General features: G+C 56.5%; 20 protein-coding genes. 11 read left to right on the top strand and 9 right to left on the bottom strand.

Annotation, left to right across the window (positions count from 1 at the left end; translation table 11 throughout):
- Positions 1–2: 2 nt before the first annotated feature.
- Positions 3–1,469: an FAD-dependent oxidoreductase gene (locus VQ830_RS25270; RefSeq protein WP_337270926.1), complete on the bottom strand. Its 1,467-nt coding sequence runs from the start codon at positions 1,467–1,469 to the stop codon at positions 3–5.
- Between the two features lie 417 nt (positions 1,470–1,886).
- Between VQ830_RS25270 and VQ830_RS25265 the strand changes: the two genes are divergently transcribed.
- From VQ830_RS25265 to atzF, 7 genes are all read left to right on the top strand, one after another.
- Positions 1,887–3,137 (top strand): ABC transporter substrate-binding protein, encoded by a 1,251-nt coding sequence (locus tag VQ830_RS25265; protein WP_337270938.1) that lies wholly within the window; start codon positions 1,887–1,889, stop codon positions 3,135–3,137.
- Between the two features lie 262 nt (positions 3,138–3,399).
- Positions 3,400–4,299 carry a carbohydrate ABC transporter permease gene (locus VQ830_RS25260; RefSeq protein ID WP_337270937.1) on the top strand — a complete coding sequence of 300 codons (900 nt, stop codon included), beginning with the start codon at positions 3,400–3,402 and terminating at the stop codon, positions 4,297–4,299.
- A 4-nt stretch (positions 4,300–4,303) separates the two neighbouring features.
- Complete coding sequence (locus tag VQ830_RS25255) at positions 4,304–5,125, top strand: carbohydrate ABC transporter permease (protein ID WP_337270925.1); 822 nt, start codon at positions 4,304–4,306, stop codon at positions 5,123–5,125.
- A 10-nt stretch (positions 5,126–5,135) separates the two neighbouring features.
- Positions 5,136–6,284, top strand: coding sequence for an ABC transporter ATP-binding protein (locus VQ830_RS25250; protein ID WP_337270924.1), 1,149 nt, complete (start codon positions 5,136–5,138; stop codon positions 6,282–6,284).
- Positions 6,281–6,967, top strand: coding sequence for a cysteine hydrolase family protein (locus VQ830_RS25245; protein WP_337270923.1), 687 nt, complete (start codon positions 6,281–6,283; stop codon positions 6,965–6,967). The genes VQ830_RS25250 and VQ830_RS25245 overlap by 4 nt, the downstream gene beginning before the upstream one ends.
- Positions 6,960–7,595 carry a cysteine hydrolase family protein gene (locus VQ830_RS25240; RefSeq protein WP_337270922.1) on the top strand — a complete coding sequence of 212 codons (636 nt, stop codon included), beginning with the start codon at positions 6,960–6,962 and terminating at the stop codon, positions 7,593–7,595. Before VQ830_RS25245 ends, VQ830_RS25240 begins: the two co-directional genes overlap by 8 nt.
- Positions 7,596–7,604: 9 nt before the next feature.
- Positions 7,605–9,431: an allophanate hydrolase gene (gene atzF / locus VQ830_RS25235; protein ID WP_337270921.1), complete on the top strand. Its 1,827-nt coding sequence runs from the start codon at positions 7,605–7,607 to the stop codon at positions 9,429–9,431.
- A gap of 735 nt (positions 9,432–10,166) precedes the next feature.
- Here atzF and VQ830_RS25230 read toward each other — a convergent pair.
- The 6 genes from VQ830_RS25230 to VQ830_RS25200 all read right to left on the bottom strand — a co-directional run bounded on the left by VQ830_RS25230 (position 10,167) and on the right by VQ830_RS25200 (position 16,388).
- The gene (locus VQ830_RS25230) at positions 10,167–10,697 is read right to left on the bottom strand and encodes a hypothetical protein (protein WP_337270920.1); all 531 of its coding nucleotides are present in this window, start codon (positions 10,695–10,697) and stop codon (positions 10,167–10,169) included.
- 882 nt (positions 10,698–11,579) lie between these two features.
- Positions 11,580–12,341, bottom strand: coding sequence for an SDR family NAD(P)-dependent oxidoreductase (locus tag VQ830_RS25220; RefSeq protein ID WP_337270919.1), 762 nt, complete (start codon positions 12,339–12,341; stop codon positions 11,580–11,582).
- A gap of 13 nt (positions 12,342–12,354) precedes the next feature.
- The gene (locus VQ830_RS25215; RefSeq protein ID WP_337270918.1) at positions 12,355–13,167 is read right to left on the bottom strand and encodes an ABC transporter permease; all 813 of its coding nucleotides are present in this window, start codon (positions 13,165–13,167) and stop codon (positions 12,355–12,357) included.
- Positions 13,167–14,033 carry an ABC transporter permease gene (locus VQ830_RS25210; RefSeq protein WP_337270917.1) on the bottom strand — a complete coding sequence of 289 codons (867 nt, stop codon included), beginning with the start codon at positions 14,031–14,033 and terminating at the stop codon, positions 13,167–13,169. The genes VQ830_RS25215 and VQ830_RS25210 overlap by 1 nt, the downstream gene beginning before the upstream one ends.
- A gap of 77 nt (positions 14,034–14,110) precedes the next feature.
- Positions 14,111–15,274 (bottom strand): polyamine ABC transporter substrate-binding protein, encoded by a 1,164-nt coding sequence (locus VQ830_RS25205; protein WP_337270916.1) that lies wholly within the window; start codon positions 15,272–15,274, stop codon positions 14,111–14,113.
- 22 nt (positions 15,275–15,296) lie between these two features.
- On the bottom strand, positions 15,297–16,388 hold the full coding sequence (locus VQ830_RS25200; protein ID WP_337270915.1) for an ABC transporter ATP-binding protein: 1,092 nt from the start codon (positions 16,386–16,388) through the stop codon (positions 15,297–15,299).
- Positions 16,389–16,578: 190 nt separating this feature from the next.
- Between VQ830_RS25200 and VQ830_RS25195 the strand changes: the two genes are divergently transcribed.
- The gene (locus VQ830_RS25195; protein ID WP_337270914.1) at positions 16,579–17,382 is read left to right on the top strand and encodes a helix-turn-helix transcriptional regulator; all 804 of its coding nucleotides are present in this window, start codon (positions 16,579–16,581) and stop codon (positions 17,380–17,382) included.
- 169 nt (positions 17,383–17,551) lie between these two features.
- On the opposite strand, the gene VQ830_RS25190 is transcribed toward VQ830_RS25195, so the two are convergent.
- Both VQ830_RS25190 and VQ830_RS25185 read right to left on the bottom strand, forming a co-directional pair.
- Positions 17,552–18,169 (bottom strand): LysE family translocator, encoded by a 618-nt coding sequence (locus tag VQ830_RS25190; RefSeq protein WP_337270913.1) that lies wholly within the window; start codon positions 18,167–18,169, stop codon positions 17,552–17,554.
- 187 nt (positions 18,170–18,356) lie between these two features.
- Positions 18,357–19,505 carry a helix-turn-helix transcriptional regulator gene (locus VQ830_RS25185; protein WP_337270912.1) on the bottom strand — a complete coding sequence of 383 codons (1,149 nt, stop codon included), beginning with the start codon at positions 19,503–19,505 and terminating at the stop codon, positions 18,357–18,359.
- A 354-nt stretch (positions 19,506–19,859) separates the two neighbouring features.
- Here VQ830_RS25185 and VQ830_RS25180 point away from each other — a divergent pair, with 354 nt between their 5' ends.
- From VQ830_RS25180 to VQ830_RS25170, 3 genes are all read left to right on the top strand, one after another.
- Positions 19,860–22,547, top strand: coding sequence for an ATP-binding protein (locus VQ830_RS25180; RefSeq protein ID WP_337270911.1), 2,688 nt, complete (start codon positions 19,860–19,862; stop codon positions 22,545–22,547).
- Between the two features lie 472 nt (positions 22,548–23,019).
- Entirely contained in the window at positions 23,020–23,190 is a 171-nt protein-coding gene (locus VQ830_RS25175) for a hypothetical protein (protein WP_337270910.1), read from the top strand.
- A gap of 516 nt (positions 23,191–23,706) precedes the next feature.
- Positions 23,707–24,444, top strand: coding sequence for a GGDEF domain-containing protein (locus VQ830_RS25170; protein WP_337270909.1), 738 nt, complete (start codon positions 23,707–23,709; stop codon positions 24,442–24,444).
- Positions 24,445–24,573: the final 129 nt, after the last annotated feature.

The raw sequence follows: 24,573 nt of genomic DNA, 5'->3' as shown, positions 1-24,573 counted from the left end.
AATTAGATCCCTATGCCATCGGGTTGAAAATGCAATTTGTCAAAGCTGTCGAGCAGCTGGTAGAAATGCTCGACATCGTGGGCGAAAAGGCCGCGAGAAATTCCCGAAACCAGCTTGGGGATCCCTGACTTAAGCCCCGTTATGCCGTTGCAGATTGGGCCGAGGCTTGGAACGGCCGCGCTGTTGAAAAGGTGGATGTTGGCGAGCATCGGTAACGTCCCTACAATCTTTTCCTGCAGCTCGAAAGCAGAGCCAAGATAGGGATAGGTCAGAAGGATGTTATCTTCCTCGCCGGCCGGTGGTGTGAAGCGGTCGGCCCAGGTTGCGATCTTGTCGATATGAGCAGCAAGTTCCGGTCTTTGAGCCAGGTCGACGCAATAACCGGTTCCGAGCAGCAAATGGTCGAAGAAAAAATCGCCTGCCGTCGTTCCGATCCTAACTTGGTTACCTTCCATAGCGATTGACCGTATTTGGGCGCCGGTCACCAGCAAGCAGTTTTGGAAAGCTGTCGCTCGGTTGAACATTTCGTTGGTAGGCGGCGTCTTAAACGCAAACATCCGGCGGGTAAAACGGTATCGGCTAATATCGTCGAGATCAGCAAAGTGATTCAGGAAACCTGGAAAATTTGACCAATCAAGAACCTCGGTACGGGCAAGCGTTTGAGAGCGTGCCAGTACCGTTACACTTTCGGCCTCAGCTTCGAGTGCCGCTACGGCCCAATCGAAGCTGGATGCAGCCGAACCGACGACCCCAATTCGCTTAGCTGCAAGCGAACTGACATCTATTGCTTCGCCGCTATGTGTCCATCGCTCGCGAGGCAACGTAGTTTTGATGAGCCGGGGTATGTTCAACCCGCCCGCGCCCTCCAGTCCGGTCGCAAGCACCACCTTGCGGCAGGTGAGATCGGCAGGCTTGCCATCTCTTTCAACAGACAGCCGCAGATAGTCTTGCTCTTGCGATATAGACAGAAGTCTGACGCCATTCTCGACTGGTAGCCCTAGAATCAAGCGGAACCAGGCAAGATAATCCACCCAGTCGGTCCGCTCGATCTTATCGAGCGCTTCCCAGCTCGCTTCGCCATAGATCGCGTCGTGCCAAGCACGATATGTGAGACTCGGTACACCAAGATCAGGACCGCTGAGCGTTTTTGGGGACCTCAGCGTGCGCATCCGCGCCGTCGTCAACCATGGTCCTTCACGACCAGCTGGAGCTGCGTCGATCAGGCGGATGCGATGAATTCCTTGGCGCCTCAATCCGAATGCAAGCGAAAGGCCCGACAGACCCGCGCCCACGATAACAACATCAGTGATAATCATGCCGGACCCATCTCGCCGCTCCGGCACCCAGTCACGCGGCGCTGCCTCAATGCACTCGAGGTCGTTCTTCACTTGCTTTTCGAGCTGTGCGAGCCGCCTAACGTGCTCTTTGGCGCGCTGCTTTGAGATTTCGATAGGATGTTCTTGATGCATTGGGCACCACTCCAGCGACTTCAGTTGATCCGCCAAACATCAAAAGTTCCAAAGTGTTTGAAATTGTTATTTTGCTTCTTACGGCGCGATCGTTAACTTCGACTCCGAGATAAGCTTAAGATCCGACGTATGGTCGTAGAATACAATGAAAATGTCAAAAAATACTTCTGAAAACAAGCTTATTAGTGATGATTCGAATTTGCCGAAATATTTGACAACAGGTTGGCGATCATTTGAGCAGTCTGGTGAAGACTTAAGCAGCGCACTGCCCACTGATTGTTAAATGTTATTTTTGTGATTTTTTGTTTGACTTGATAGGGCGTCGCGGTAACCTTTCGTCAATCAACTCCAGAACGGGAAAGGCTGGCAGCCGTGACAAAAGCTTTATCGTTAAGACTGAAATCATCCGGGCATGTCGTGGTCACAGCATTTGCTGCTCTCTTGGCTACCACAGCATTTACGCAAGCCAAGTCGCTCGACGGCGTCACCTTGACGATTGCCTCGATGAACGACGGTTTCGCGAACGTCCTGACAAAACTTGCGCCAAAATTCAAGGAGGAGACTGGGGCGGACCTCAAGATCGAAATCATGGATTATGGAACGCTGTTGACTAAGACGACGGCGGATTTCGTCGGCGATACCAAGGGTTACGATTTGGTGACCATGGATATCGTATGGGCCGGCGTCTATTCAGAGAACAAGTATTCGGTTGATCTGACGGATTGGGTCAAGCGTGACGCTGCTGAACTCGATCTAGATGACATCTATCCGGTGGCGCTGAAATCGCTCGGTCAATATCACGATCGCTATGTCGCATTTCCTCTTGCTGCCTATGCCAACGTGCTTGCCTATCGCAAGGACCTTCTCGACGCGGCCGGGCTGAAGCCGCCGGCGAGGATGGAGGAATTGGTTGCCGATGCCAAGAAGCTGACTGACCCGTCGAAGAAGCAATATGGCTTTGTCGCCAATGGTCAGAAAGGTCCGGCAGTCGCCCAAGATTGGATGCAATATAACAATCAGCTGGGCGGCTCCATATTGGACAAAGATGGTAACCCGGCTCTCAACTCTCCCGCAAATATCAAGAGCCTTGCAGTCTACAAGGAACTCTTCACCGAAGCAGCGCCTCCCGGCGCTATTGAATATGACTGGGGCGGACGCGAGGAAAGCTTCCGCCAGGGTATGGCGGCCTTCATGCAAACCTGGTCTGTTGGGGCACCCGCCTATTCCGATCCGAAAGTGTCTAACATTGTCGGCAAGGCTGGCATTGCGGTGGCGCCGGTTGCCTCCGGCATGACGCCGCAATATGGCGTCGGTGGCTGGGGGCTGGCGATCAATGCTGATATCGACAAGCCGAAGCAAGAAGCTGCATGGACCTTCATCAAATGGGTTACAAGCAAGAAAATTCATAAAGAATTCAATATGCTCGGTGCAGGTGGCTTTATGCGCAAGAGCGAAATGACGGACCCTGACCTACTTGCCAAGTACGACTTCCTGCCGGTCATTGCCGAAACCTACGAGCATGGCAACGGCGAATTCCGCCCGCGCATCCCAGAATATCCTGAAATACAAGATCTGCTCGGAACTGCCGTCAATTCAGTTCTTGCCGGCGCCGCAACACCGGAAGAAGCCCTTGGAAAGGCCCAACAAGCCGCCAAGAAGTTGTTCTGATNCCCAGAATATCCTGAAATACAAGATCTGCTCGGAACTGCCGTCAATTCAGTTCTTGCCGGCGCCGCAACACCGGAAGAAGCCCTTGGAAAGGCCCAACAAGCCGCCAAGAAGTTGTTCTGATAAAGTCTCACGCGCCGTCTGCCCGACGGCGCGTGAACTCCAGCCGCTCGGTCTTTTTTGGGAGCCCGCACATCTTGCTATTTCAGTCGCGAGATCGCTCCGCCCAGGTGGCCCTCCATTGAATGAGTACATCCAGACCATGCGATACAGCTTCTCCGACCGCCGCAGGTTATTCCTCTTCTTGATGGCAACTCCCGCCGTTCTCTATGTTGCTGCGGTTGGGCTTTGGCCGCTTGCACAAGGTATCGGTTACAGCTTCTACAAATACAATCTTCTAAAGCCTGCACGAACTCAGTTCATCGGTTTCCAAAACTACATCGACATCTTTTCCGATGCCTCGACGCGAAGGGCGGTCCTTAACACGTTTCAATTCACTTTTTTCAGCGTGGCCCTGCAGCTTTTTTTGGGTTTTGCGCTGGCGTTGCTTTTATGGCGCGATAGCCGTTTCAACCGTATCATCCTCGCCTTCCTTCTCGTTCCATCAACAATCACGCCTCTGGTCGTCGGACTGATATTCAAGGCTATGCTCGGCGCGGATTACGGCATCATTGGCTTCTTCTTGTCAGAAGCCGGCATTGGCCCTCGGAGCGGGTTACTCACAGACGCCGGAACGGCTTTATGGGTCCTCATCTTTATCGACTGCTGGGAGTGGACGCCCCTGATGACCCTCATTCTGCTTGCCGGACTCAAAGCACTGCCAGGGGATGTGCTGGAAGCAGGACTGGTCGATGGCGCAACAGCGTGGCAACGCTTTCGTATGCTGATCCTACCGCTGATGTTGCCGTCGGTATTCCTGGCACTCACGCTGAGAACAATGGATGCTTTTCGGGTATTTGACTCTGTGTTTGTTACCACCGGGGGCGGGCCAAACGATGCCACCAACACCCTGATGATGCTCGGTGTGAAAGAGGGTTTGCAGTTCTTCAACGTCGGCTTTGCGTCGGCGGTGGGAAATGTAACTCTGCTATTCATCGCTGTGATCGCGACCGTCCTGCTGCTCGTCGTGCGTCGCGCTGATGTCAGAATTAACGGAAGGTAGGCCGATGGCGAAAGTCTCTGTACGGCGTATCGTTGCCGAACGAACGACAGTTCTGATTGTGACGATCTTGTTTTTGATGCCTGTCTTGTGGCTGATCTCAACAGCCTACAAGCCTTCCAATCAAATATTTTCGGTTCCGCCTCGGCTGACTTTTGAACCAACGTTGGATCAGTTCCGTCAAGCCTTCGCGCTCTTTGATGTGGCTTCGCTCGTCCGTTCGTCGCTGATCATCAGCGTTGGCGCCACGCTTTTGTCGCTCCTTTTGGGCGTTCCAGCCGGATATGCGTTGGCGCGATCCAGGTCACGCTTTTCGGCAGGCTTTGCCTATTTCTTTCTGGCAATCCGCATGATTCCTGCCGTCGCCGCCCTGATCCCGTTTTATCTCCTCATGCGCGATGTTGGGTTGCTTGGGACGTGGTGGGCAGTCATCGTATTCAACACGATGCTCAATTGCGCCTTCGTGACGTGGATGATGTTCTCCTATTTCAAGGCGTTGCCGCCTGACATGGAGGAAGCCGCACTCACGGATGGGTGTACGCAGATGGGGTCTTTCCTGAGGGTCGCCGTGCCAGCCGTACGGTCTGGGATCATTGCGTGCGCCTTGTTCTGCATGATGTTTTCATGGAATGATTTCCTACACGCCATGTTCCTGACCACGCTCGATTCAAAGCCGATCTCGGTCGCACTCCTGACGGCCTATGGCACGAAAGACATAACGTGGGGCACGCTTGGGGCACTCGCTCACTTTTCAACGATACCGATTGTCCTGATGGCGCTAGTGATGAACCGCTATTTCGTACAGGGCGCGACCAACGGCGTACAATAGGACCAATAGCATGGCCCAGATCTCATTCAACAACGTGACTAAGACCTACCCGGGCGGCAAGGCCCCTGCTTTGGTCGATTTCAACCTTGATATCAACGACGGTGAATTTCTGGTTCTTGTCGGGCCGTCGGGCTGCGGAAAGACGACCGCGTTACGCATGATCGCGGGGCTCGAGGATATTTCCAGCGGAACGCTCAAGATCAACGACGCTGTTGCCAATGATCTCGCCCCGCGGGATCGGGACATTGCGATGGTGTTCCAGTCCTATGCGCTCTATCCGCATTTGACGGTGGCAGAAAATATTGCCTTCGGTCTTAAAGTTCGCGGCATCCAGCCCGAAAAGATCGCCCGAAAGGTGAGTGACACTGCACAGCTTCTTGAGCTCACTGAGTTCATGGATCGCAAACCTGCCCGGCTTTCTGGCGGACAGCGGCAGCGTGTTGCTATGGGGCGCGCGCTCGTGCGCTCGCCGAATGCCTTCTTGATGGATGAACCTCTTTCTAATCTCGACGCACGGCTGCGTGGCCAAATGCGTGCGGAAATTGCCCGCTTACAGCGTATGACGGCAGTCACCACCGTCTACGTCACGCATGATCAGGTTGAGGCCATGACGATGGGCCAACGCGTCGCCGTTATGAACCGCGGGACAATCCAGCAACTCGATACGCCAAGGCGGCTTTACGACAATCCTGCCAATATGTTCGTCGCGAGTTTCATCGGCTCTCCACCGATCAACTTCATTCAGGCGGACGTCATTGCTTTTGAGAACGCGCCCGCCGCATCCTGCGGCGAATTTATCCTGCCACTCGGCGCATCCGGTGATCGGCTGTCCTCGAAGATTGGCGAGAAAGTTATTCTCGGTATCCGGCCAGAACATCTGAAGATCGCGACCGAGGCAGGCACGCGAGGAGCGATTTCGGCACGAGCAAGCTTCGTGGAAGACCTCGGCGCGACCCTTCTGCTGCACTTGGACGGGCATGGGATCGAAATTGGTCATGCCAATATGGTGGAAGACGAACGCGACCTGATGAAAACGGCCCCTAAGCTGAAAGCCTTGGTCGACAGCAGTTATCGTATTTCCCGAGACCAGATGGTCAGCTGCACGATCGATCCCGGCCTTGTTCTCTTCTTTGACGCGCAAACGGGGGTCTCGCTATGACGCCTTTCGAAGCTTCGGAGTTCTGGCCGCTTGGTGGCCCGATCTCAAAGCAAAACATAGCGCTCGTTATCATCGATATGCAGGTTGATTTCTGCGCACCTGGGGGGTGGGTTGACCAGCTTGGCGAGGATGTGTCCAACACTCGCTCGGTCATAGAGCCCATTCGCGAAGTCCTGGATGCGGCGAGGGCCGAGGGGCTGAGCGTTATTCATACGCGGGAAGGGCACCTTCCCGATCTTTCGGACCTCCATGTAAATAAGCAGTGGCGTACTCGGGCTCATGGCCTTGGTATTGGCGATGCCGGCAAGAATGGCCGTATCCTTGTTCATGGTGAGCCCGGTTGGCAAATCATTCCAGAACTTACGCCCCTCGACGGTGAGCTCGTCCTCGACAAACCGGGAAAGTCGTCGTTCCATCGCACGAAGCTTGCTGATGAACTCAAAAGGCGCGGTATCACGCGTCTGATCATAACCGGCGTTACGTCGGATTGTTGCGTGCAATCCACGATGCGTGACAGCTATGAGCACGGATTTGAATGCGTCTTGCTGGAAGATTGCACGGCAGCTGTCGAGAGCCAGAACCACGACGCCACACTTGACATCCTGAAGGCCTATGGCGGTCGGTGGGGTGGCGTCGCCAATCGCGTAGCCTTCCATCAGATGCTGGAGCAGGCCAATGGTTGAACCCGCAGACAAGACGTTCAAACCGGTTACAGCCCAACCTTATGCCTGGCCGTTCGATGGATGCTGGTCGGCTAACGATACTGTTTTATTCTTGCTCGGCTTCCAACACGCAGCAGTCGCAAAGCTGGGCGCTGAGGCCGAACTAGCCACGGCAACAGATCTTCTGAAGACAGCAATGTCACACGGACTTGCAACAGTCGCCGTTCGTCGAGGTTATGGTCCGCACGAAAACCCGATGGCTGCCAGACGACGGATACTGGGGGATGCTATTCCTCAATATGGCAGCGAGGAATGGCGCATGGACGAGCGGCTGTCGCTTTCGGCCGAGACCATCATCATCGATATCGCGGGTGATAACGCCTTCTTCGACACCGGCCTCGAAGCGACCTTACGTCAGCGCGGAATCCGCAATCTGCTTATTACCGGGCTTCCAACGGAAGGGCTCGTACATGCCACCCAGCGCGCGGCCAACGACATGGGCTTTGAGTGCCTGACGGTGTCCGATGCATGCAAGGGCACATCTTCGGCGCGTCACAGTGCTCAGCTGCAGATAACCACCTTCGGAAACGGCTTGTTCGGCACAGTAGCCACCTCCACCGACGTCCACGCGGCCCTCAAGAATCTCTAGGAGCATACCATGTCCGAAATGGCTTGGACCGACGCAACCGGCAGTCTCGATCTTACGACCCTGACGAAGGCGTATTTGAGCGGCGCCTTGACGCCAACCCGTGTGATCAACGCGATCTACGATCGAATCGAAGCTCGCGAAAACGACCATGTCTGGATTTACCTCGTTCCGCGCGAAACTGCCCTAGCAGCCGCAAGCACGCTTGAAAAGCAAGGGTATGACGGTCGTCCTCTCTGGGGGATTCCGTTTTCAGTCAAGGACTGCAACGACATAGTCGGGCTTCCGACAACCAATGCTCTGAAGGAAAGCGCCTATGTCGCCACCTCTAGTGGACAGGCGCTCGACAGGATCTTCGAGGCGGGCGCTTTGCTGATCGGAAAGACCAACATGGATCAGTTCGGTATCGGCTTGGTTGGCATGCGCTCTCCTTACGGTGCTTGCTCGTCCGTATTCGACGAGCGCTTCATCTCTGGTGGCTCTAGTTCCGGTTCCGGCGTATCGGTCGCAGCCGGCCTTAGCAGTTTTTCTATCGCCAATGACGCTGCCGGATCTGGGCGCGTTCCCGCCGGCTTCAACAACATCGTGGGTATCAAGCCGACTCCTGGCCTTGTCAGCAATGCCTGCGTTTCCGGCGGCGGATGCGTCAAGACCATCGAAACGCTTTCGATCTTCTCCTTAACGGTCGAGGACGGCATGAAGGTTCTCGAATTGATCGCCGGTTATGACCCCTCCTATCCGTTTTCCAAGCCGGAGGCCGATGCTGTCGCGCTCACACCAGTCGTAGCGCCCCCGCACTTCCGGTTCGGGGTGCCCGCGGAAGCCGCACTTCGCTTTTTCGGGGATACCGAAGCTGAACGTCTTTTTGACGAAGCAATCCAGCGTCTGACAGCAATGGGTGGTGAAAAAGTCGAGGTGGACTTTACGCCCTTTGAGGAAACTCAGCGCATTCTCTATGAAGGGCCATGGATTTCTGAGCGAGCGCTCAGCCTTGATCGTGTTCTTGCCCAATATGGCGAAGCCATTCATCCTGTCACGCGGCAAATCCTTTCACGTTCTGGGAGCTTTTCCGCACTCGACGCCTTCGCAGCGATTCATCGCATCGCAGAACTAAAGCGGGACACGCGGGCAGTCTGGGATGACGTTTCCGTCCTCATGGTGCCGACAACGCCGACGATCTACACGAAGGAGGAAGTCGCGGCGAACCCAATCCAACTCAACAGCAACCTCGGCATCTACACGAATTTTGTCAACCTGATGGGGCTTTGTGGCATTGCCGTTCCTAATGGTTTCCGGAACGATGGCCTGCCGCTCGGCGTGACATTCCTCGCGCGGAGCTTTGAAGAGGCTCGCGCAGCCGGGATTGCAGCGGCGTTCCATAAGGCGACGGGTCTAAAGCTCGGCAAATTCGACAACGCCTATCCTGCGACTGAAGAGTTGCCCTTACCCCAGGATTATCGCGAGATTGCTGTGGTCGGTGCACACTTGTCCGGCATGCCACTCAATCACGAACTGACAGAGCGCGGTGGTGTCTTCCGCCGAACCGCTCAAACAACGAGAGACTACAGACTGTTTGCGCTTCAAGGAACCGTACCGCCAAAACCGGGCTTGATCCGTGTTGCGAGTGACGGCGCGCCGATTTCAGTTGAAGTTTGGGCGCTTCCGGTCGCGGGCTTTGGCGATTTCATCGGCAGAATTCCCGCTCCGCTCGGCGTTGGAAAGATGTCGCTTTCCGATGGGACGACAGTGACCGGATTCCTTTGCGAGGCAATGGCCACCAAAGGTCAGCCAGATATCAGTGATCATGGTGGTTGGCGAAGCTACGTTGGAAATAACTAGGTTGGCGAAATGAAACAGCGGCCGAACAATCATTTGCTTTGTCTCTGTTAGCATTGAAAGAGGTCTACTTAGCAGCAATTGCGCAGAAAGGCGTTCAGCCACCCCAGGGGCCGAGATGACGTCGCCGGAGGCCCAGTGGTTGACCGTCAATCGGGTCGCGATCTCTTCATCTGCTTCCGGCCGTCGTAGCGCTGTTCGTTGCCTTCGTTCATCAGGTATCCGAGATATCAGCAATTACCTTCACGGTGAGGAGGCAACCGTTCATGGCGGAAAGCGGCCTTCAATTGGGCGTTGTAGCCCGCTGGGCACCCTCCGCCAGCGCGCTATACGGGTGCACAAGTTGACTTGCCCTGCAGCCGCCTCCGTCCCGATATAATGTTAATGCGACCGCCCTATAACGTCTTGGGACTCTAATCTGGCGGTAAGCGTTTGAATACTGACAGTCGGCAAATAATCTTTCGTCGCTTGCTCTTGCTCACACAGTATCGTCGTCACTCTGCTGTCGGGGTTGAGGCGTTCAGCGACCTGGAAGGGTTGCCAGCTAGCGTTTTGCGCCGGGACATTGTTGCGGTTAAGATTGCACCAAGAACTACAATGTGTCGAAGTTCGCTGATTAAGGAGGGACAATGACAGTTTTCTCCATCACCCGACAGCACGCAAAAGACCAGGTTAATAGGCTCTTTTATGCTTTTGACGTGAAAGCGCAGACGTGCCTAAGTTACCGCGAGCCCAACTTCAAAACAAGATTGCCGCGTTCTGTCCCACGAAGATGATCGAGGCTCGGGGAGCCAGTATTCGAAGAGATGCGGGGAGTTGAGGCTTTATAGCCAAAGGCAGGGGTTTTCCGCCGCTGGTTTCTATTATTTCAATCGCCGCTTTGAGGTCTGTCATATCTTTGAAATACTGCACGATCGAGGGCATGTCGGGTGTCACGTGAACCTTGGCAAACGCAACATCATAGGTCGTCCTCAGAGCTGCCACGAGTTGCGTCGCGTAATTTCGAGTATCTGATCCGCCCGCCGCGATGAGTATCAGCCTCGGCTTACTGGGGTCATAACCACCGATCGACACGTCCCCGTTCGGAACAGAAATGGAAGATTTTGCGCTAGCTTCTGATCGATCCTGTGTCTGAAGAATTTTAATTCTGTGATCGGCCAACAAGGCAACGATGCCACAAACAGCAGTAAGACACCCCAAAACGGCGCCAAGGAGTATTGCGTACCACGCCACCATCTTCATGTCGTCGATAGATGAGAGAAAACCCATCGAAATACAGTCCCTGATACGATGCAAATATCGATACGGTCGCGTAAGTCTTGGATGATGACAATACCTCGGTATATCATCCTTATCTGATAAAGTATCGTCTTATTTTAACAAGGATGTTCTGCTTCATATTCCCGTTGTCATTGTTGCGTTCCTTGGTGCTGTAAGAACATTGTTTTATTGCCCTGGCCTCTCGCGCGTTTCATCGCTTAACAGAACCGTAGCCAGCATCTTCGAGATCGTGTGCATTCGGCGGATTAATGGTTTCTATGAGCGAGCCTATCAGGCACCAGGTGCCCGTCAGTGCCTCGCTTTTGGAACTCTCGCATCCCCAATGCTTAGTCTTTTAGCGGGCCTTCTCATCATGATGCGGCCTGCCGCTGCGAGGCTGCCCACCCTTTATCGGCTGGTTGGTCCATACCGCTGATTTCCCAATTGGGCGGGAGTAGCTACCATAGCCAGAACGAGAAATATTGGTGGTTTGACAATCTGGTCGGCCGCTCTCCCCAAAGGAACGAACGCTCCCCGCTCTCCGCAAGGCGGCATTTGCTGTCAGCTTTGTTGAAGTTGCGCAGTAACCGTGCTGCCCTGCCACTCCGCCGCGTCGCATTCTTGTAACAGGTTGATGTGTGCATTGAGCGATGCCCTGACTATTCCATCGCCTCAGGCAGCAAGTTACCGCTCTTGGCGGCCTTCGTTAGGTAATCGGACCTCATCCCGGCCGCCGAAAAACTCACCTCTGTCCTAGCCCGCCATGTTCGCACGCTGCTTGAGGGTCACATTGATCGACTGCGGATCGCGTGCCTAGTCGTCGCACACCGTATAGGCGGGATCAATGCAAGGCACTGCTAACTGAGGTAGAAAGATATCCGTTAGCTCAGTCTAAACGACGGTCTCGCCGCCATCGACTACGAGGATTTGCCCTGTCATGTAGGACGAACGGTCCGAGACCAGAAACAGGATCGGTTCGGCTATCTCAGAAACATCCGCCCAGCGGCCTAGCGGGACCCGCTCAGCAATATAGTCTTCAATGGCTCTACGTCCGCCCATCTGCGTGATGAAGGGCTCATTGAACGGCGTATCGACCCATCCCGGACAAAGCGCATTCACTCTAATGCCGAACCTGGCAAAATCACCTGCCATCTGACGAGTCATCGCAATGACAGCATGTTTGGTCGTCGTGTAGGCGATCATTTCGCGGTCGTAGAGCACGCCAGATGATGAGGATGTGTTCAGGATCACGCCTTTTCCCGCTTTTTTCATGATTGGCATGACAAAACGCGCTGCCATAAAATGTGCTCGCACATTCAGGCTCCAGGACTTATCAAAGCCTTCGATCGCGACCTGCTCCAGATCTCCGGCGACTTGCGCACCCGCGTGATTGTGCAGAATGTCAATGCGTCCATGACGTGCGGCGATATCGGCTATGCCGGCTTCAAGCGCCGCATCGTCTGTAACGTCGACCACGAGGCTTTCGGCACTCCCGCCAGCCTCCGTAATTAGTTTTACTGTCTCTTCGGCATTCGAAAAGCTTTTATCGACGGCGACGACATGGGCGCCTTCGCGCGCCATGATCTGTGCGCCGGCTCTACCAATGCCCGAGCCTGCGCCGGTAATAATGGCAACGTGATCTCTCAGTATCATGGAGTTTCCCCGGTCAGTTTGTCGTTGTCTTTTCGCGCATCAGGAAACGCGCGATGAAAATAAGGACGAGCGAGGCGACGAGCACCATCGTCGCGATCGCATTGATTTCAGGTGTCACGCCGCGGCGAATGGAGGCAAAGACATAGATCGGTAAGGTTGTATTCGACCCCGCCACGAAGAAGGCGATGATGAAATCGTCAAACGAAAAGGTGAAGGCGAGGAGAAAGCCCGCCAGGATCGACGGCATGATCTGCGGCAGAACGATCAGCCGAAATGTTGTGAATGGCGTTGCATAAAGATCGCTGGAGGCTTCTACGATATCCCGACCGAGGCTGGCGATGCGTGCTTTGACGATCATTGTCACCAGCGCCATGGTAAAGAGCCCGTGTGCTGCAATAATGGAGCTGTAGCCGAGCGCCAGCTTCGGCGGTTGATCGCCCGGCCAGAGGGTAGCGATGACGGGATTGATAACGCCAAAGACTTCAACGAGTGCAACAAGTGTGGCAATGCCGATAACGACGCCCGGCACGACAATTGCTGCCGCAAAGAGCGCGTCGAAGATAGCGCGTATTCGGGTGCCGAGCCGCTCCATGCCGATGGCAGCCATGGTGCCGAAGATCGCAGCCAACGCTGCACTGGTGATGGCTATAATCAGACTGTTGCGCAACGCTTCCATCAGAAAGGTGTTCGATAGCGCCCGGCCATACCATTGCGTGGAAAAGCCGGTGAATTCGCTGGCATTACGGCCTGCGTTGAAGGAGAACAGCACCACCAGCGCAATCGGCGTATAAAGAAAGAGATAGACGAAAGTGACGAGCGCGCGCATCAGATGAGATCCACCTGCCGCGTACCGGCGACGCGCCAGGCAATCCGCATGGCAACAAGCAGCACAATGACGACGACCGCAACCAATGTAACGGCAATCGCCGAACCAAACGGCCAGTTGCGCGATTGCAGGAAGAGATCGACAAGTGCATTGCCGATGAAGAAGACCTTGCCGCCACCCAGAAGCTGCGGAATGAGATATTCGCCGAGAAGCAATATCGTGACCAGTGCAATGCCCGTCATCACGCCCGGCAGTGATAGCGGGACCGTGATGCCAAAGAAGGTTGAGACCGGCTTGGCACCGAGATCGGCCGAGGCCTCGAGTAACCGGCGATCCAGCTTTTCCAGGCTGACATAGATCGGCATGATCATCAGCGGCAGGTAACCGTAGACGATGCCGAGCAGCACCGCGCCAGGCGTGTTGATCAGCCTTACATTTTCAATGCCGACAAATTCGAGCAAGTGCGGAATGCCGCGCGCACCCAGCAGATACATCCAAGCATAGGTGCGCACCAGCAGGCTGGTCCAGAACGGAACGACGACAAGGGACACGAGCAGCAGCCGGCGCTGCGGGCTCGCCTTGACCGCTAGGTAGTAGGCAACCGGGTAGGCGACGACCAGGCAGGCTGCCGCTCCGATTGGTGCCAACATCAGCGTGTTGACAAAGGCGGCCGAGCGCGCACCGAGATTTACGAACTGTTCGAAAGTGAAAGCTGCCTGATAGCCGCCTTCAGGGGCTCGTTCGCCGAAGGCGAACACGATGATGGCGATGAAAGGCAGCACCAGAAAGACGAACAACCAGATGCTGGCCGGGCCAAGGAGGGCCGCGGTGATCAGGCGCTGTTTATTGACATGGGGCAGGAGCATGGCTGGTCTTCATCAACCGAATCTGGAACTGGGCCGGCCTTCCCACTGTTGGGGGGAGGCCGAGATGCAGAGGGGACCTAAGCCGACTTGAAGCGGGCCATCAGTTCGGCGCGGCCTGGATCGGTAAGCGTCACAGCGGCGCCAAATTCGAGGGGTGTCAATGCTGCTTCGTCTGGATAGACGATTTTGTTCGACGTCACCTCCTTGGGCAGCAACGCGATTACGCGGCTGTCGGTGGTGGGCGCGCCGTTGGCGATATGCTCCTTTACCGCGTTCTGTGGATCCATCAGGTAGTTGAGCAGCGCGTAGCCCGCGGCCTTGTTGGGCGCGTCCTTCGGGATCGCATAGTAGTCCGTCCAGATTTCGCCCCCGTCGGTGGCCAGCACATAGGCAAGCTCCGGCATGTCTCGGTTGAGCTGCGCACCATCATTGGTCCAGCACATGGTCAGCCATGCGTCGGTTGAGCGCATGGATGGCTGATAGTCGGAATTGATGGCGAAGAGATGCGGCTTGACCTTGATCAGGAGCTCCTCTGCCTTGGCAAGTTCTTCAGGCTTGATCGAATTGAAGTCGTAGCCGAGTGAGACAAGTGCGCTGCCGATCGTTGTCAGCTGATAGTCGTGCACCATAGCTCGGCCGTCGGCTTCCGTCTGGGCGACCTCGAAAAAGTCTTTCCAGCTGGCAAGCTTTGTTTTGATCTTCGACGTGTTGACGGAAAAACCGGTCGTGCCCCAGTTTTTCGGCACAGCATAGGTCTTGCCGTCTATCTGGCCCTCCTTGGTAAAGCGCGGGCTCTCGGTTGCCTGGCTGAAATTCGGAATTTTGGATAGGTCGAGCTCATCGATCAGGCCGAGCTTGTGATGGGTGGCGATCGTATAGTTGGTCGGCACGAAGAGCGACCAGCCGGAGGCCCCGGCCTGTAGCTTGGCAAGCATTTCCTCGTTTGATCCAAACACATTGACTTCCACGGCAACGCCGGTCGCCGCCTTGAAGTTTTCGAAGGTTGCCGGATCATGATAGTTCGGCCATGTAGCGATTGACATCTGCGTACCCAGATCTTCGGCCGCGTAGGCAGGCGTCGAAAAGGCACCCGGGAAGCGCGACAGCACTGCAGTCGCAAGGCCGAGGCCGGTGACGCCGAGGAAGTGACGGCGGCTGACCGAACCGCGCTTCAGGCGCATGAACTCATATACGAAGCTAGCGGCTGAAATTGGCAGATTGGCCTTGTAATCCTTGCTCATGATGCTGTTCCCTTGTTCTGGTTTATGCATTCGATGCTGGAAAGACATGGATAGCGGTGGGATCGAAACCGAGGAAAACCTCTTCGCCGGGCTCCACAAGGTCGCTCTCTTTCACGCTACGCCGGTCTGCCATGATCAGGAAATCGCCAAGCCCTGGCACGCTGACCGCATATTCGGCAGACGAGCCGAGGAAAATCCGATGCGTTACCGTTCCCTTGAACGAGGCGCCTTGCGACGCGCCCTTCCGCGCCAGATGGATTGCCTCAGGCCGCAACGCAGCAATGACTTCGCCCGACGCGAGGTGCTTGCCGGAGGCGATTGCCGAGCCGTCCGACAGCCTCAGCGTCGTCCCATCGGCTTCCATCGTCGCGGCAATCCGGTTCGTCTTACCGACAAAATCGGCAACGAAAAGATCTGCCGGTTGATCATAGACTTCCTGCGGCCGACCGAGTTGGCGGATCCGTCCCGCACTCATGACGCAGACGATATCGGCCATTGAAAGCGCTTCTTCCTGATCGTGGGTCACGAGGACGAAGGTAATGCCGAGTTCGCGCTGCAAGGTCTGAAGTTCGATCTGCATGGCAGACCGCAGCTTCTTGTCGAGCGCGGCGAGAGGTTCATCGAGAAGCAATACGGAAGGACGGTTGACAATGGCACGGGCAAGGGCAACACGCTGCTGTTGCCCACCTGACATTTCATGGACACGGCGCTTTGCAAAACCATTGAGCCGAACCATTTCGAGCGCTTCCGCAACCCGTGTGTCGATCACCTTCGCGTTGATCTTCGGACGCATCTGTTTGAGCCCATAGGCAACGTTCTGCTCGACATTGAAGTGTGGGAACAGCGCATAATGCTGGAAGACCATGTTGACCGGGCGGCGATATGCCGGAACGCCATTCATCTCGCGCCCGTCGATTAGCACCGTGCCTTCGCTCGGTTGTTCGAAGCCGCCGATCATGCGCAGGCAGGTTGTCTTGCCGCAACCGGATGGGCCGAGCAGCGCCAAAAAGGCACCCTTGGGCACGGCGAGATTAATATCCGTCACGGCGGTCACGGCGCCATAATTCTTTGTGACCGAACGGAATTCGATGTCGTTCGTCGAAGCAGATGCCACGTCTGTTCCCCGCGGTTGGTTTGGAATGGCAGTCTATCGCTGCCGTATTGCCACCGTCGTTGAGGAAAGACTAAGCCTGAGCTTCCTCGACGGTATATACCCCGAAAGAGGTATTTAGGCGGAAATCGCTTTCTGGAAGGTGTATATTCAGCTTCCGCGATTTATGCGGAATGGCGGGGAGGGAGGGCAAGTGAATATCGACGTGGAGACGCTTTTTAGGGCTTTCAATGCGTTGATCGGCAAGGCTGCGATGACGGATGACGGCTTTGGCGATATCTTTCGACAGATGATGAAGGCGCTCGTGCGCTTCGACTATGTGGTCGTCTTCGCATATCGGGGAAAAGAACGACCGATCGATGTCTACAGCACCTTCGATCGCGACGAGCACGTCGTTTTTGTAACGCTCTACCAGGCCGGTCCCTATCTGCTCGACCCGTTCTATCATACCGCCCGCGAACGGAAGGAAGGTGTCTTCCGGATGCGCGAACTGGCGCCGGACAGGTTTTTCTCCAGCGAATATTATCGCACCTACTACATCCAGACAGGTCTCGCCGAGGAGATCGGCTTCTTCGTGCCCGTTGATAGCAACATTACCGTCGTCCTGTCACTGATGCGGCGGGAACAGTCTGGGGCCTTTTCGCCCGCCGAGTTTGCAATGCTACAAAAGATTGAAGCACTGGTGGCCAGCATGGTCAAACATTACTGGACCGGGATGGGGCCGCGCTTCGATGCCCAGCTCGCGGCGAGGGGAAAAAGCCGGCGCAGAAGCAAAAATGCTCCCCGTGCGGACACTGTGTGGCACGATCTCAATCTAACAGTGCGTGAAACGGCCATCGTCGAGCTGGTGTTGCAGGGCCATTCGTCGGAATCGATTGGGTTAAAGCTCAACATTTCGACAGGAACGGTGAAGGTCCACCGCCGGAATGTCTATCGAAAGCTGGGCATCTCTTCGCAGACGCAGCTGCTCTCGCTCTATTTGAAGAACCTGAGCTGACACGCAGTAGCGGATCCCATACTATCTTCAGACACTTGCTTCTGGCGCTTTGAGGGCTAACCTTCTTCGCCGACCGATTACCCCGCTTATTAAGATGGACGACGCGATAAGTCGCCGCGGCAGAACATCCCATCGCCGCCGACTGTGATTGCCATATGGAGGGCGGCAGTTAGCCTCCGCTACGGGAAAGAGCGACCATCGACAGCCCCATAACGGCAAGCGTAGCGCCAGACAGGAAGTTCAGCCGCGCGAGGAAGGCTCTTGAGACCTTGCTCTGCACTGCGGATGCCGAGCAGGCGAGGACGGCATACCAGACGACCGTACCGAGCACGACGCCGGAGATTGTCGCGGTGAGGCCCGCCACAATCCCACGCACCTGGGATATGTCCGAGCCGGAAAGCGCGATGTAGCGCAGGATGGTGGTAGGATTGCACAACGCCATGGTAAGCCCGGCCGCGAAATCCCCCGACACGGAAACTGTGACAGGCGCGGAGACATCACCGCGCCGCGCCAAAAACAGAATCCGGATACCCAAAATGAATAGCAAGAGCCCGGAAATCGACTGCAATAACGGTTTCAAGCCGACAGCATGGCCGATGGCGTAATGCGCGCCGAGAAAGGCGAATGCTGCGAAAACCGCATGGGCGGTCGATGCTCCGGCACCACAAGCGAGGGCCCGCCAGGGATCGAAGATCAAAGCCCGCTGCACGCACATCAAAGAAATCGGGCCGAACGGCACCGCGATTGACAAGGCCAGCAGCGCGTTCGCGATCATCACCGACAGCATCTCATGATCCTCTATCCCACCATGCCTCGCTCACACCGGTAAGGTCGGCGGACGGGCCGGAACATAACGGTCGAACTTTGAGAGGATAGGCAGGAGGACGATCTCAGCGCAGCGGTACGGATACCTACATTTGAAATACTGTCCGCCTATATTTCGTTTGTCGGAACGACATGCGCAGATGCACTGATCACGAGGCGCTCTCGATGGACATTACCGCTCTGACGAGCGCGGTGCGGCGCGACACGCCCATCTTGTCGAACACTGCGGAAAGCTGTTTCTTCACGGTGTTGGTAGACACGCCGAGATTTTCCGCCATCTTCGAGACGGTGTCCAGATCGATAGCCGCGTTCAGAACCCTGACTTCGGCAGGCGTTAAGCCGTAAAGCCGCGCGCAGGTCTCCAGCCGAGATGCGGGCACCACCTCCGTCGGACGTAGAAAGAGTGCGGCATGAGCAAACGGTTCGACCCTCTGGAACGCCTTGAGCGTAGCTGAATGCGCCGGAAGCCGGATGAGGCAGCCAGTCCAGGCAGCACCTTCTCCGTCCTTCATCTTGATGAGCGCCTGTTGCTGCGGCAAGCCATCCCCGGCCTCCCCGGAGGGCAACAGTCCCTCTTCGAGCAGAACATCTGCGCCGGGATGGGTGAGACCAAGGCGCGTCGTGCGGTCCTTGACGACGTCACCCTTCGTCAACATTGCCGCACCTGCATCGTTGGCCCACACCGTCCGCCCCGATCGATCGAGAATGAAGACGCCGTATTGCAGCCGGTTCAGCGCCGCCTCGAGCGACAGGACATGCAAGCTGCGCTGCCCGAGCTCGCGCCCGATCAGCGCGGCGCGCTGCAGGTGCGGCACAAGAAGTTTAAGTCGGTAACGAAGCCGGTCGTCGACCGCGCCGTAATCGAGGCCGGTGATCACTGTGAAGGCGGACGCACTCGCGTGATAACGCTGGATGTTGAAGATCGCCGCGTCGAAAAACCCCTGCGGCAAGACCCACTCACGAAAGAACCGGCTGGCCTGAAATTCGTCCGGAGGTACAAGGTTTTGGGTGGAAAAGATATGGCCGGGCTCGACGAACACCGACGCGGGGTAAAGCGGGTTAAGCGAAACATAGCGGCGCCGGTAAATATCAAGGAATTCTGGGTCGAAGCCCCAGGAGTGGACGGTTTCGGCGTTTGCGTTGGTTGCGTCGCGCCAGTAGATCCGGGATGCAGAACCGCCCACGAAGGAGCAGACCTTTCCAAGAACCTCCGCCCATTGGCCATCGTCGAGCACTGTTTCGTATATCAGTCCGACAAGGTCGGAAAACTCTTCGAGGTCATGTTCAGAAAAGTGCATTAAAGGCCCCGCAATTGGCTGATAATATGAGCCGCCAAACCTTCCTGTCGCTGACGATAAGATTAGATCGCGATGCAACATTACCCATTCGGGTGATGTGAGCGGATAATAACAGTGCTACAATCCCCAATATAGACGCAAATTTCCAAAGATAGCCATCCGGTTGCCTTGTATCGGGAAGGATGGCCCAAGTAGTTCGCCCGCGCTCCCAGGGAAATTCGATGGTTCGCCCGACGCTCGTCTTCCTGTCAATCCTGTCGACGCCGCTTGCGGCCACCGCAACAAGTTCCAGATGTCATGCCTTCTTTCCCTGCTCCCGGCCGGTTCATATCTAGGGTGACGGCATCGCCGCAGATGTTGCCCACCGCTTCGCCGCCAATGGCTGCCACTGGCGAACGCCTCGTCCTTTTCGAACGCGAGGAGGCGATAAAGGCAATCTGCTCCGCCTATGCCAACACCCAGGCGGGCAAGGGTCGGTTGGTCGTCATCCAAGGTGAGGCCGGCATCGGCAAGACATCCCTGATCCAGCATGTCTGCACTGCAATCGGTGCGGCGTCCGATGTCCACTGGGGCTGGAACGATCCCTTCTCCACGCCACGGCCGCTCGGCGCGCTGCAGGATATCCTCGCCACGCTGGACAGCGAACTGGGCGAAATGGTCGCCAAGGGTTCGCCCCAGGATGCTATTTTCGCCTCGCTGCTCAAGCGGCTAATGCGCCTACTTTCGCCGACGATCCTTGTCATTGAGGATTTGCACTGGGCAGACCAAGCCACGCTTGACCTAATTCGTTTCCTCGGGCGCCGCATCTCGTTACTGCGCGTGCTTGTGATCGTCACCATCCGCAGCGGCGAGCTGGAGCACGAACACGCGGTCAACAAAGTGCTCGGCGACCTGCCATCCGCAGTACGCCTGGTGCTGCCCGCCTTGTCCGAAGCGGCCGTGACGGCGCTTGCCGGTCACCCGGAAAAGGGCGAGGCGATCTATCGGGCCACGCTCGGCAATCCCTTCTTCGTCACCGAACTTCTCGCCGATGGCATGGGCGCTACGGGACAGCCCCCGGCTTCAGTGCGCGATGCGGTGATGGCCCGCTGGTCGAGATTGCCCGCTCCCCTGCGGGATTTCCTTGACCTGTTCAGCCTGTTGCCCAGCGGCGCCACGCGCGCCTTCGTCGAAGCTCTCGCTGGAACCGCGGGCGAACACCTCGCGGAGGAGTGCTTGGAACGAGGCCTTCTACGTTCCGACGAGAAAGGAGTCCTGATCTTCCGTCACGAACTGGCGCGTCAGGCGACCGAGGACCGGCTCTCGCCTGTGGTCCGCCGTGAATTCCACATCCGCATCGCGCGGGTGCTTGCCGAGCTGCCCCAGGCACAGACGGACACGACCCTCATGGCGCAGCGGCTCCATCATCTGACGCTTTCGGGCGACGCGCAGGCGGTTCTCGCTCTCGGTCCCTCGCTCGCCGCGCGCGCCGCGGCCATGGGCGCGCATCAGCAGGCGGCAAATTATCTGCGCGAGGCTATCCGACACGTCGCTTTGGCCTCCCCTGATATCGCTGCACAGCTCTACGAGAATTGGGCGCATGAGACGTTTCTGGCAAGCGTCGGCGCACCTGAAGAGACGATCGAGGCCTATAAGCAGGCAATCACTCTGTGGCGTTCGCTCGGACGGATCGACAAGGTGGGGCTCAACCTGTGCCGCCTGGCGCGGCTTCACTGGCGGCATGGCGAGACGGATCGCGCCTTCCACTATACCGAACAGGCCGTCGGGGAGCTGGAAGTGCTGCCGCCGAGCGCTGAACTCGCCCTTGCCTTCAGCACCAGATCCCAATTCCTGATGCTGCAGGACCGCTTCGAGGATGCAATTGCATGGGGGCGTCGCGCTATCGAGCTGTCAGATGAGCTCGGGCGCGCCGAAATAAGGGCGCATGCGCTCAACAATGTCGGAACCGCGCTGATGATTACCCGCGGTCCCGACGGCGACAAGTTGCTGGAGGAAAGTCTAAGCATCGCGCTCGATCATGGCTTTCACGATCATGCCTCACGAGGCTACACAAACTATTCCGAATGCCTGATGATCGAGCGAGCCTTTGACGCGGCGGATGCCCTTATGGCCGAAGGTATCGCTTTCTGCGCCCGCCACGATCTGGATTCGGCCACTCATTATCTGCTCGGGCACCAGGCCCAGTTGCGCATGGAGCAGGGCCGCTTTCACGAGGCTGAGACGATCGCCAACCGGGTGGTGCAAAAACCCAGCCTGCCGCGCGTCATGCGGCTGCCGGCGCTCTCCGTCCTGGGTCGGGTTCATGCGAGGCTCGGCGTCGCTGGCGCACTCGACTTGCTGCAGCGTGCACTGGAGGAAGGCCTGAGCACCGGCGAGCCGCAAAGGATCATTCCCGTCCGACTTTCACTCACCGAACTCGCCTGGTTGCGTGACGACCGCTCGGGCGCTGAGGCGCAGATTCAGGCATTGGATGCCTTTCGAGTGCCCGAGCTTTCGGGCTGGGACCTAGGCGAACTTCTCGTCTGGCGCCGCCGCTGCGGACTGCCAATACCGTCGGGGCTGGTCACGGATGCCCTGCCTGGCCCAAGGCTGGCGGAGCTTCAAGGCGATGAGGCGGGTGCCAGCCGCATTTGGCAGTTGCTCAAACAACCCTACGAGGCCGCGCTTGTGCTGATGCACAGCGGCGGTTCCAGCCTGCCACAAGCCATTGCAATTCTGGATGATCTTGGTGCCAAGCCGGCCGCGGCACTCGCGCGCCGGCGTGCGCAGCAGGCGGGCCTCACACGCGGCGTCCCGAAGGCACCGCGGGGACCTTACGCGTCGGCGCGCCGGCATCCGCTGGGGCTCACCGCGTCCGAACAGAAGGTTCTGTCATTGCTGGTGCAGGGGCTGAGCAACAAGGAGATCGCCCTGCATTGCTCACGGTCGCTGCGCACAATCGAACATCAGGTTTCCTCCGTCCTCGCCAAATTCAACGCCAGCAACCGCATGGAAGTGCTGCTACGCGTCACCAACGAACCCTATCTTCAAGGCGGTGAATGAGCTCTTGCCGCCTGACTGCGTGATGCGATCACACCACGCCGAAAAGGCGGGGCGGCCATGCGATGATGGACGGAGTGGCCGGTGCTGCCGTTATAGACGCCGTGCCGCTCTTCCGGGCAGTATCGTTGTAATGGCTGAAGGCCTGCCGTATCGATAGCCAGTTTGCGCCGTCTCTTCGAAAAATGGATATGGGAGCACGAATTTCAGCGGCAGTGCCTCGGGCGCCGGCCTGGGCAGAGACTGGCCGGTGGCCGCTTGAATTCGTGCTTTGGGCGGCACTGCGAGTTTCGGTTCAACGGATGGGAACTTCACATCGAAAACACGGCAGCTCCTCAACCACAACGGCCATCCTACGCAACTGACGATGGGTGAGGTAGCGCTGTTAAAGGTATTCGCTGTCGAACTTTTCGCCAGGGAAGCATAGACAAGCCGTTCCCTATCGAGCTCGGCAATATCTGGAAGGAGCAGACTTGTGGAGGCAAAGAAGCAGGGTGATGCCGGTCGGCGTGACATCGACGAGGAGGTCACGCCGCTGTTTTCGCTGTCACATAAAATTCAAAGCGAATTCTATCATACTGAAATTAAAGAATGTTTTATGACGATCAATCACACCGCTATTGATCAGCGTTGTAACGTCAGATGAATGGCCTGCGCATCGCGGTTCACGCGCCGTGTCACTTCTCGGATTGCAAGCAGTCCCTGCGCGGTCAGAGCCTAACATTGTCGAGCCGCGAGGACGAAAGAATACGGTGCATAGTCTCATAGCTTTCAAAACCAAGCACCGAAATCGCATCTTCCGTGTTTTCGGTTTTCGCAGCTTCTGTTTTCCTAGTGATGTCAGCTTCCAGATCGTTGAATGTCGATAAACGCGCGGTTTGTCTCGTCGTGGCGGCATCCCTTCCATGTCGCCTTGAAGGCTCTGAGCTAATTGCGAAGATCGTTAAGCACTATTAACGACCATCGATTAGCCGGTGATCGCTCTTTCCTCCTTTAATAATAAAGTGATCTTTCGTTCTGCCTGGCCTTGCAAGTTGGCCATTAGTTTGAAGAATGCGTTTTTGGGAGGTTAAACTCGGGCCAGCATGCTGGAAGAAACAATATGTTAGCCGACTTTTAATGGCTGAGGTCCATAGACACTTCTATTTTGCCGGTGGTGAGTATGCGTCGCATTATTCAGAAGTCGTTGGTGACTGGACTATGCTCGATGTTGGCCTCGCTCGCTCTTTCCTTCTGCATCGTGCCGTTGTTGGGCGGGCAAGTGATTGGAGCGGGGCTGTTCATGACCATTTTTTGTCCGTTGGCCATATCGATCCCAGCGTCGGCATTTCACTTTGTCCAGTCCGACCGGATTCAGCGGGCAGAGGCTAAGACGAGAGAGGTTCTACAGGAACTGGAAGACGCCTATGAGGCCCTTCGTCTTCAATCGCGCACCGATGGCCTGACGGGAGTTCTGACGCGAAGCGCATTCTTGGAAGATCTTGAAGTGCTGAGCCAACAGGGTGTATCCGGGGGCCTTCTGTTTCTTGACCTGGATTATTTCAAAGAAATCAATGATCGTTATGGTCATGCGTTTGGTGACGAGGCGCTTCGTATGACAGGTCGGGTTCTATCTAGTTACCAAAAACAGTCAGATCTTGTTGGACGCCTGGGAGGTGAGGAATTTGGTGTGTTCCAAATCGGCTTAAATTTGGAAGAAATGCACAAAAGTTGCGAGGAGGTTCGAGCAGAAATCGCCGCAATCGTTCTGTCTGCGGATTTTGGTGTGTCGGCGCCGATATCCGCGAGCATCGGCGCATGTCACTGCTCACCAGGCTTTGACGCGTCCGAGCGGCTGAGGGCCGCGGACCGAAATCTCTATCAGGCAAAAACACTCGGCAGAAACAGAGTCGTTGCATAGGCAACAAGGTCGAACCGGCGCCATGTTTCGTCATGTAGAAGAGCCAGTGGGATTGCGCTCGGTATCCTGTGTGTAGAGAGGTCGTTTGAGGCCGCGTGCCTGTCGGGATAGGTCAGTCATCCAGCTTGG

The organism is Oryzifoliimicrobium ureilyticum, from assembly GCF_037199735.1.
In the GTDB taxonomy this organism is placed as follows: Bacteria; Pseudomonadota; Alphaproteobacteria; order Rhizobiales; family Rhizobiaceae; genus Rhizobium; species Rhizobium ureilyticus.
Note: the sequence above shows the minus strand (reverse complement) of the source record. Positions and strands in the feature narration are given on the sequence as shown.

What these genes read in the sequence shown, in the direction of transcription:
- VQ830_RS25245 (WP_337270923.1), top strand. Translation starts at nt 6,281, where the DNA reads ATGACGCCTTTCGAAGCTTCGGAGTTCTGGCCGCTTGGTGGCCCGATC.
- VQ830_RS25270 (WP_337270926.1), bottom strand. Translation starts at nt 1,469, where the DNA reads ATGCATCAAGAACATCCTATCGAAATCTCAAAGCAGCGCGCCAAAGAG.
- VQ830_RS25230 (WP_337270920.1), bottom strand. Translation starts at nt 10,697, where the DNA reads ATGGGTTTTCTCTCATCTATCGACGACATGAAGATGGTGGCGTGGTAC.
- VQ830_RS25205 (WP_337270916.1), bottom strand. Translation starts at nt 15,274, where the DNA reads ATGAGCAAGGATTACAAGGCCAATCTGCCAATTTCAGCCGCTAGCTTC.
- atzF (WP_337270921.1), top strand. Translation starts at nt 7,605, where the DNA reads ATGTCCGAAATGGCTTGGACCGACGCAACCGGCAGTCTCGATCTTACG.
- VQ830_RS25240 (WP_337270922.1), top strand. Translation starts at nt 6,960, where the DNA reads ATGGTTGAACCCGCAGACAAGACGTTCAAACCGGTTACAGCCCAACCT.
- VQ830_RS25255 (WP_337270925.1), top strand. Translation starts at nt 4,304, where the DNA reads ATGGCGAAAGTCTCTGTACGGCGTATCGTTGCCGAACGAACGACAGTT.
- VQ830_RS25215 (WP_337270918.1), bottom strand. Translation starts at nt 13,167, where the DNA reads ATGCGCGCGCTCGTCACTTTCGTCTATCTCTTTCTTTATACGCCGATT.
- VQ830_RS25220 (WP_337270919.1), bottom strand. Translation starts at nt 12,341, where the DNA reads ATGATACTGAGAGATCACGTTGCCATTATTACCGGCGCAGGCTCGGGC.
- VQ830_RS25250 (WP_337270924.1), top strand. Translation starts at nt 5,136, where the DNA reads ATGGCCCAGATCTCATTCAACAACGTGACTAAGACCTACCCGGGCGGC.
- VQ830_RS25185 (WP_337270912.1), bottom strand. Translation starts at nt 19,505, where the DNA reads ATGCACTTTTCTGAACATGACCTCGAAGAGTTTTCCGACCTTGTCGGA.
- VQ830_RS25170 (WP_337270909.1), top strand. Translation starts at nt 23,707, where the DNA reads ATGCGTCGCATTATTCAGAAGTCGTTGGTGACTGGACTATGCTCGATG.
- VQ830_RS25190 (WP_337270913.1), bottom strand. Translation starts at nt 18,169, where the DNA reads ATGCTGTCGGTGATGATCGCGAACGCGCTGCTGGCCTTGTCAATCGCG.
- VQ830_RS25180 (WP_337270911.1), top strand. Translation starts at nt 19,860, where the DNA reads ATGTTGCCCACCGCTTCGCCGCCAATGGCTGCCACTGGCGAACGCCTC.
- VQ830_RS25260 (WP_337270937.1), top strand. Translation starts at nt 3,400, where the DNA reads ATGCGATACAGCTTCTCCGACCGCCGCAGGTTATTCCTCTTCTTGATG.
- VQ830_RS25210 (WP_337270917.1), bottom strand. Translation starts at nt 14,033, where the DNA reads ATGCTCCTGCCCCATGTCAATAAACAGCGCCTGATCACCGCGGCCCTC.